This window comes from Synechococcus sp. R6-5 (assembly GCF_047461775.1).
GTDB lineage: Bacteria > Cyanobacteriota > Cyanobacteriia > Thermostichales > Thermostichaceae > Thermostichus.
In genome coordinates this window covers 1-6,547 of the sequence record NZ_JANSHV010000273.1, presented here as the reverse complement: position 1 = coordinate 6,547, position 6,547 = coordinate 1, and the positions used below count along the sequence as shown (strand labels likewise).

4 protein-coding genes are annotated in these 6,547 nt (G+C 60.5%); all 4 read left to right on the top strand.

From position 1 onward, the window contains the following. The first annotated feature begins 237 nt into the window (after positions 1 to 237). The 4 genes from NW818_RS12645 (at position 238) to NW818_RS12630 (ending at position 6,453) form a co-directional block, all read left to right on the top strand. The gene (locus tag NW818_RS12645; RefSeq protein WP_414424750.1) at positions 238 to 1,680 is read left to right on the top strand and encodes a gamma-aminobutyraldehyde dehydrogenase; all 1,443 of its coding nucleotides are present in this window, start codon (positions 238 to 240) and stop codon (positions 1,678 to 1,680) included. Positions 1,681 to 1,923: 243 nt separating this feature from the next. Then, positions 1,924 to 3,942 (top strand): magnesium chelatase ATPase subunit D, encoded by a 2,019-nt coding sequence (gene bchD / locus NW818_RS12640; RefSeq protein WP_414424749.1) that lies wholly within the window; start codon positions 1,924 to 1,926, stop codon positions 3,940 to 3,942. Positions 3,943 to 4,067: 125 nt separating this feature from the next. Next, the gene (locus tag NW818_RS12635; RefSeq protein ID WP_011432355.1) at positions 4,068 to 4,796 is read left to right on the top strand and encodes a DUF2993 domain-containing protein; all 729 of its coding nucleotides are present in this window, start codon (positions 4,068 to 4,070) and stop codon (positions 4,794 to 4,796) included. A gap of 595 nt (positions 4,797 to 5,391) precedes the next feature. Next, positions 5,392 to 6,453, top strand: coding sequence for a sensor histidine kinase (locus NW818_RS12630; protein ID WP_414424748.1), 1,062 nt, complete (start codon positions 5,392 to 5,394; stop codon positions 6,451 to 6,453). The last annotated feature ends 94 nt before the right edge of the window (positions 6,454 to 6,547 follow it).

The following is a 6,547-nucleotide window of genomic DNA, read 5'->3' as shown; positions in this document are numbered from 1 at the left end:
GGACTGATTGCCCCTGCACCTCCGTTAGTTAGCAGATGCGGGATCCTCACCAGTGCGCCGTTGGCCACAGTCTACGGCCCGCTTTGCGAATAGCCGTTTGGGCCATCCCAATCCCAAAGGATCCCATCTCTGCACCCCAAAGTTGCCAAAGTTGAATGAAGCTTATGATTCAAGCCGAGCCAAAAAGATTCGGCACAATGGGGAGAGCCATTTCACCAAGCTGTTGAGGACATCGCTATGGCCTACAAACTCTGGATCGACGGCCAATGGGTCGATAGCCAAGGGGGGGGGTTGATGACCATCGAGAACCCGGCCACCGGCGAGAAACTGGCAGAGGTGGTGGATGCCAGCCCTGCCGATGTGGATCGGGCGGTGCAGGCCGCCCAAACAGCCTTCTACGATGGCCGTTGGTCGAAACTCACCCCCGGCGAGCGCTCCCTGGCCCTCTGGAAATTGGCGGATCTAATCGAAGCTCGCGCCGCCGAATTGGCTCGCTTGGAATCGGAAAACACTGGCAAGCCCTACGAGTTCCTCAGCTTGGGGGGAGATCTGCCATTTGCGGTGGATAATCTGCGTTTCTTCGCCGCCGCCGCCCGCGACATCCATGGCTTTAGTGCTGGGGAATACGCCAAGGGCTACACCTCCCTCTTTCGCAAAGAGCCAGTGGGGGTGTGCGCGCAAATTACCCCTTGGAACTATCCGCTGATGATGGCTGTCTGGAAAATCGGCCCCGCCCTGGCCGCCGGCTGTACGGTGGTGCTCAAGCCCGCTCCTGCCACCCCCCTGACCACCCTGATGCTGGGGGAACTGATCGCCGAGGCTGGGATCCCGCCCGGGGTAGTCAATATCGTTACCGGAGGCAATGCCACCGGCCAAGCCCTGGTGGAGCACCCCCAGGTGCGCATGGTCAGCCTTACCGGCTCTACCGCCACCGGCAAGCAGGTGATGCGGACAGCGGCAGATACCCTGAAGCGGGTGCATTTGGAACTGGGGGGCAAAGCGCCGTTTATCGTCTTCGAGGATGCGGACGTAGAGACCGTTGCTGCCAAGGCCACATTTGCTGCCACCGTCAATACCGGCCAAGACTGTACGGCAGCCACCCGCGTCTATGTGCACGAGAGCAAGCTGGCGCAGGCGCAAGAGGCCATTGTAGAAGCCATGCGCAAAGTAACGGTGGGATCCCCTTTCGAGGCGGGAGTGGAGATGGGGCCTTTGGTCTCAGCAGCCCAGCGGGAGCGGGTGATGGGATTTGTGGAGCGGGCCAAAGCAGAGGGAGCCAAGGTGCTGACCGGCGGTCGGATCCCTTCCCAGTTTGCCCAAGGCTACTACTATGAACCCACGGTGATTGCCAATGTTGATCAAAAGGCGGAGATCGTACAGAGTGAGGTTTTTGGGCCGGTTCTCACGCTCGGCTCGTTTCGTGAAGAAGCGGAAGCGCTACGCCTGGGCAATGACGTCCTATACGGGCTGGCGGCTTCTGTGTGGACTCAGGACATCGGACGAGCGATGAAGTTGGCCGCCGATCTAGAGTTCGGCACCGTCTGGATCAACGACCATATTCCCATTGCCTCTGAGGCCCCCCATGGCGGCTTCAAGCAGTCGGGATTTGGCAAAGATCTCTCGGCAGAGGCGGTGCGCGACTACCAAATCACCAAGCACGTGATGATTGCAACCCGCTGAAGCAATGCCCATCTTGAGCAGAGATGACCACCAAACGGCAGTAGCCCACCCGGAGCATTCCCAGTCGCCGTGAAGCCGTTGGCGGCCTGGATTCCGGCCCACCTCCCTTGGGAGAGGGATTTAGGGTGGTCGCGTCAGCGGCGCGGAGCGCTCGGGGAACTCCCTAAAGCGATAGACTGGGGTGTGCAGCTCCCTGTCCGCTGCGAATCGGCCCGATTGGATCTTGATCGCCAAGCTTTACCCATGGGATCCGCAACTCTATCCGCCCCTTGTACCTTTCCCCTCACCGCTGTGGTGGGGCAGCAGGCGGCCAAGCTGGCTCTGCTGTTGGCAGCGGTGGATCCCAGCCTAGGGGGGGTGGTGCTGGTGGGGCCGCGTGGCACGGCCAAGTCGGTTTTAGCCAGAGGGATCCACGCCTTGCTACCGCCCATCGAGGTGATTGCGGGATCCTATTGCAACGACGATCCGGCGCGACCGGACACCTGGTCGGACTGGGCCAAGGCTCGCTACCCAGCCGGAGAGGTGCCGCCCACCCAAGTGATATCGCCCCCCTTTGTCCAGATTCCCCTGGGCGTGACCGAAGATCGGCTGCTGGGATCCGTGGATGTGGGAGCTTCGGTGGAGCGGGGAGAAACCGTCTTTCAGCCGGGGCTGCTGGCTGCCGCCCACCGGGGTGTGCTGTACGTGGACGACATCAACCTGCTGGATGACTCAATTGCCGATCTGCTGCTGACGGTGGTGGGCGATGGGGTGAATCGCCTGGAGCGGGAAGGGATCAGCCTGCAACACCCCTGTCGGCCCCTGCTGGTGGCCACCTACAACCCCGAGGAGGGATCCCTGCGCCCCCACTTGCTGGATCGCATGGCCATGGTGGTGCCGCTGGAGCGGGATCTGAGCCTGGAGGAGCGGCGGGAGATTGCCCAGCGAGCCAGCCAATTCGGCGATGCCCCCGAACCCTTTCTGGCACAACACCAAGCAGAACTGGAAGAAATCCGCACCCAGATTGTCCTGGCCCGAGAGTGGCTGCCCCAGGTCAAACCCCAGCGGGAACAGATCCACTACCTGGTGCAAGAGGCCATCCGCGGCAATGTCCAAGGCCATCGGGGAGAGCAGTTTGCCCTACGGGCCGCCTGTGCCCTGGCAGCTCTGGAAGGACGGGATCGCCTGTTGGCCGAGGATCTGCAGCAGGCTGTGCAACTGGTGCTGCTGCCCCGCGCCCAATACGACCCCGACCAGCCCCCCCCTCCCCCCCCGCCACCATCCCAACAGTCGGATCCCCCGCCGCCGGATCCCGACAAGGATGGGGAAGATAGAGAGGAAACGGATCTCCAACCGGAAAACCTGAGTCTGCCGGAAGAGTTTTTCTTCGAGCCGGAGCGCATTGCCCTCGACCCGCGCCTGCTGGCCTTTGCCCAGTCCCTCAACCAACAGGGGAAAACGGGATCCCGCAGCCTGGTGTTCAGCGCCGACCGGGGCCGTTACATCAAGCCCATCCTGCCCCAGGGATCCAACCCCCGCATTGCCGTCGATGCCACCTTGCGAGCCGCTGCTCCCTACCAGAAGAGCCGCCGCCAGCGACAACCGGGACGCGCCGTCGTCGTGGAACCGAGCGATATCCGCGCCAAAAAGCTGGTTCGCAAGGCCGGAGCCCTGGTGATCTTTGTGGTGGATGCCTCCGGCTCCATGGCCCTCAACCGCATGCAAGCGGCCAAAGGAGCGGCCCTGCGCCTGCTCACAGAAGCCTACCAGAACCGCGACAAGGTGGCCCTCATCGCCTTTCGTGGAGAAACTGCCGAAGTGCTGCTGCCCCCCACCCGCTCCATTGAGCTGGCCCGCCGCCGTTTGGAATCTCTGCCCTGCGGCGGGGGATCCCCTCTTGCCCATGCCCTCACCCAAGCCGTGCGGATGGGAGTCAATGCCCGTGCTGCCGGCGACGTGGGCCAGGTGATGCTGGTGGCCCTCACCGATGGTCGGGGCAACATCCCCCTCAGCCGCTCTTTGGGACGGAGCGATGGCAAACCCCAGTCGGGAACGGATCCCATCGACCTGAAGCAGGAGCTGCGGGAGATTGCCCTGCGCATCCGCGCCCTGGGGTTGAAGCTGCTCTTGATCGACTCCCAAAGCCGCTTTGTAACCACCGGCTTCAGCGCCGAACTGGCGGAATTGGCGGGCGGACGGTACTTTCATCTGCCCCGCGCCACCGACCAGGGGATCGCAGCCGTGGCCCGCTCGGCCATGCAGGAAGGACGCACCTACTCCTGAGAGAACAGCCTCTCCGTCGGCGGAGGTTGTAACTTTTCTTAATGGTTGGTTATGATCCCTGTAGGCGCTCTTTACCTTTTCCCATGGCTACAGGACTCCTGCCCCAACTTTCCCTGCAGAATCCCATGGCTGTCGATTGGGTTAGCCGAGGGGTAGGCGCAGCCATTCGTGCCCTCTTTAAGCATGCAGAGCGGCTGGAGGCGCGCGTGCGAGTGGAGCCTGTTGCCAAATTGTTGCAGGGTCGTATCGACAGCTTTGAACTGTTGGGCCAGCATCTGCAGATGTACAACGGCCTGAGGCTTTCGGCTCTGGAGCTATTCTGCAATGCGGTGGCCATCGATTTCAGCCAAATTTGGCAGGGGAAGATCAAGCTGCGCCAGCCAGTACAGGCCACAATGCGCGTGGTGCTGAGCGAAGACGATCTGGCGCAATCGTTTAACACACCTTTTGTGCTGAATAGGCTGGCCTTAGGAAAGCAGGATGATAGCCCCCTATCCTTCCATCACGTCCATATCAGCATCACCCCGGCGCGACGACTGCAATTCCAGGCAAATGTACAGCAGGGAGAAGCCAGGGCTTTCTGCGTCGGTTTTTCCGCCCAGGTTGAGGTGCTGGAGCGGCGTCGCATCCGCTTTACAGATCCAGTGTTTGAAAGCGGTACAGAAGAGGAGCTGGCCTTGAGCCAAGCTTTGGTACGCTGCCTGAATGAGCTTCTGGATTTGGATCGGCTCGCCTTGCGAGGCACTGAGCTGCGGGTAGACCGGGTGAACTTGCAGCCCCAGCAGATGATCCTGTACGGCAGTGCCACCCTAGCGCAATTTCCCACACGCCAACCCCAATGGGAAAGTGCTTGACAGCCTTTGGAAGGGCGGCTACGCTCAATAGTGGTGAGGAGTGAAGAGAAGAAGCCTCTGGGGTCGAAACACGGACAGACTCCCGGAGGTTTTTTCATGCCTCAGGAGCTTGAGAGCTCCGCTCTGCCCCTCGATCTTGATCTGTTGAATCTGTTGAACTTGTAGTCCTTTGACCCAAACTGGGACACTACACCCAAAACGTTGGTCGCGTCGTCGCGTCAGCGTTGCCGAGCAATAATGCATGCGGCCAAAGGCTTTTCTCAATGGCCCAGGCGCCTCACCCTAACCTGAAACGACTATGATTGCTCAACGTTGGTTACGCCTGGGGATCAAGCTGTCTTTCTTTGCCGTGATGTCCACAGCTTTGCCAACCGGAATACGGCGCGGCTTCTCTAAAGAATGGGGTAGCTGGGTATCCTAAAAGCTGGGGTTACGGCATCCTTCTTTATTCATGGGGATGAAGTGGCTCAAGACATAACGGTCATTCTAAGACCTAGGAAAGAACTCTTCAGCCTTGACCGTGAGGGGATGTTTATTCTTTGCCTACGGTTGGTTCACTATTCAAGCAGGTCTTGTCAAAGCGAGCACACCGAGTTTGAAACAGCAACTACTCCGCCTACTTGAGTTTTGGCGCCGCCGCTTTCCCCACAGCCTGCGCACCCAGGTGGCATTGGTCATTGCCAGCCTTTCGTTCGTCCCCAACTTGGTTTTCATCCTGTCGGTGCAGTGGATCTGGCCCGACACGCAGTTCAGCACTGAAGGGATCCTCCTGCTGCTGCTGTGGATCCCGTTGCTGGCGGTGCTGTCGGCGGTGGTGGGCTATGCTCTGTCCTCCATGATTTTGCGCCCCCTCACCCTGCTGGCCCGCGAGTTGGCTCATTTGGAAACCTTGATTAACCAGCCCGCCCGTTGGAATCTGCTGCTCCGCCCCGGGGATCCCCAGGAAGCCCTGATCTTGCGGCAGGCCTTTGCCCAGTTGCTGCGCCAGATCCAGATCGACCAAATGCGGCGAGAAGCCTTTACCGCCACCCTGGTTCACGACCTGAAAACTCCCCTCATCGCCTTTGGGCACCTGCTGAGCGCCTTTAAACAGGATCAACAGCTCGATCCGGAGCAACGTCGCGCTCTGCTGGATCGCATCCTGCAGGAAAATCAACACAATCTCTCTCTGGTGCAGAAAATGGTGGAGGCTCACCGCCTGGAGCGGGGAGAGATCGAGTTGCATCCTCGGCCTTGTGATCTGGGATCCCTGGCCAGAAAGGTGGCCGAGCGCATGGGATCCCTGGCCCAGGAGCGGGGGATCGATCTGCGAGTCGAAGGAGAAGGGTGGGGCAACGCCGATGAGGCAGAGCTGGAGCGGGCGCTGGTGAATCTGGTGGACAACGCCTTGCGCTACGCACGCCATGCGGTGGTGTTAATCGTCAGCCCCCACCAGATCCAGGTGCAGGATGATGGCCCCGGCTTGCCGGCTCCCCTAGAAGAGTTGGCCCAACCCTACGTGACCCAGCCCATTCATATTGCCGGCCACCACTACCCAACCGGCTCAGGAGGTCTGGGGCTATATATCGCCAGGCGCATCCTGCAGGCCCACGGGGGGGACTTGCGGTTGGTCGAGACGGGATCCCAAGGGACTGCTCTAGCCCTGGTGTTGCGCTAACCCAATAGATTGGTGCTGAACAAGACTGGTGTAGTCATTTTAAGTGACATACTCCCGCACTCATGTTGATGCAAAGCGCTCCGCGCCACTAAAG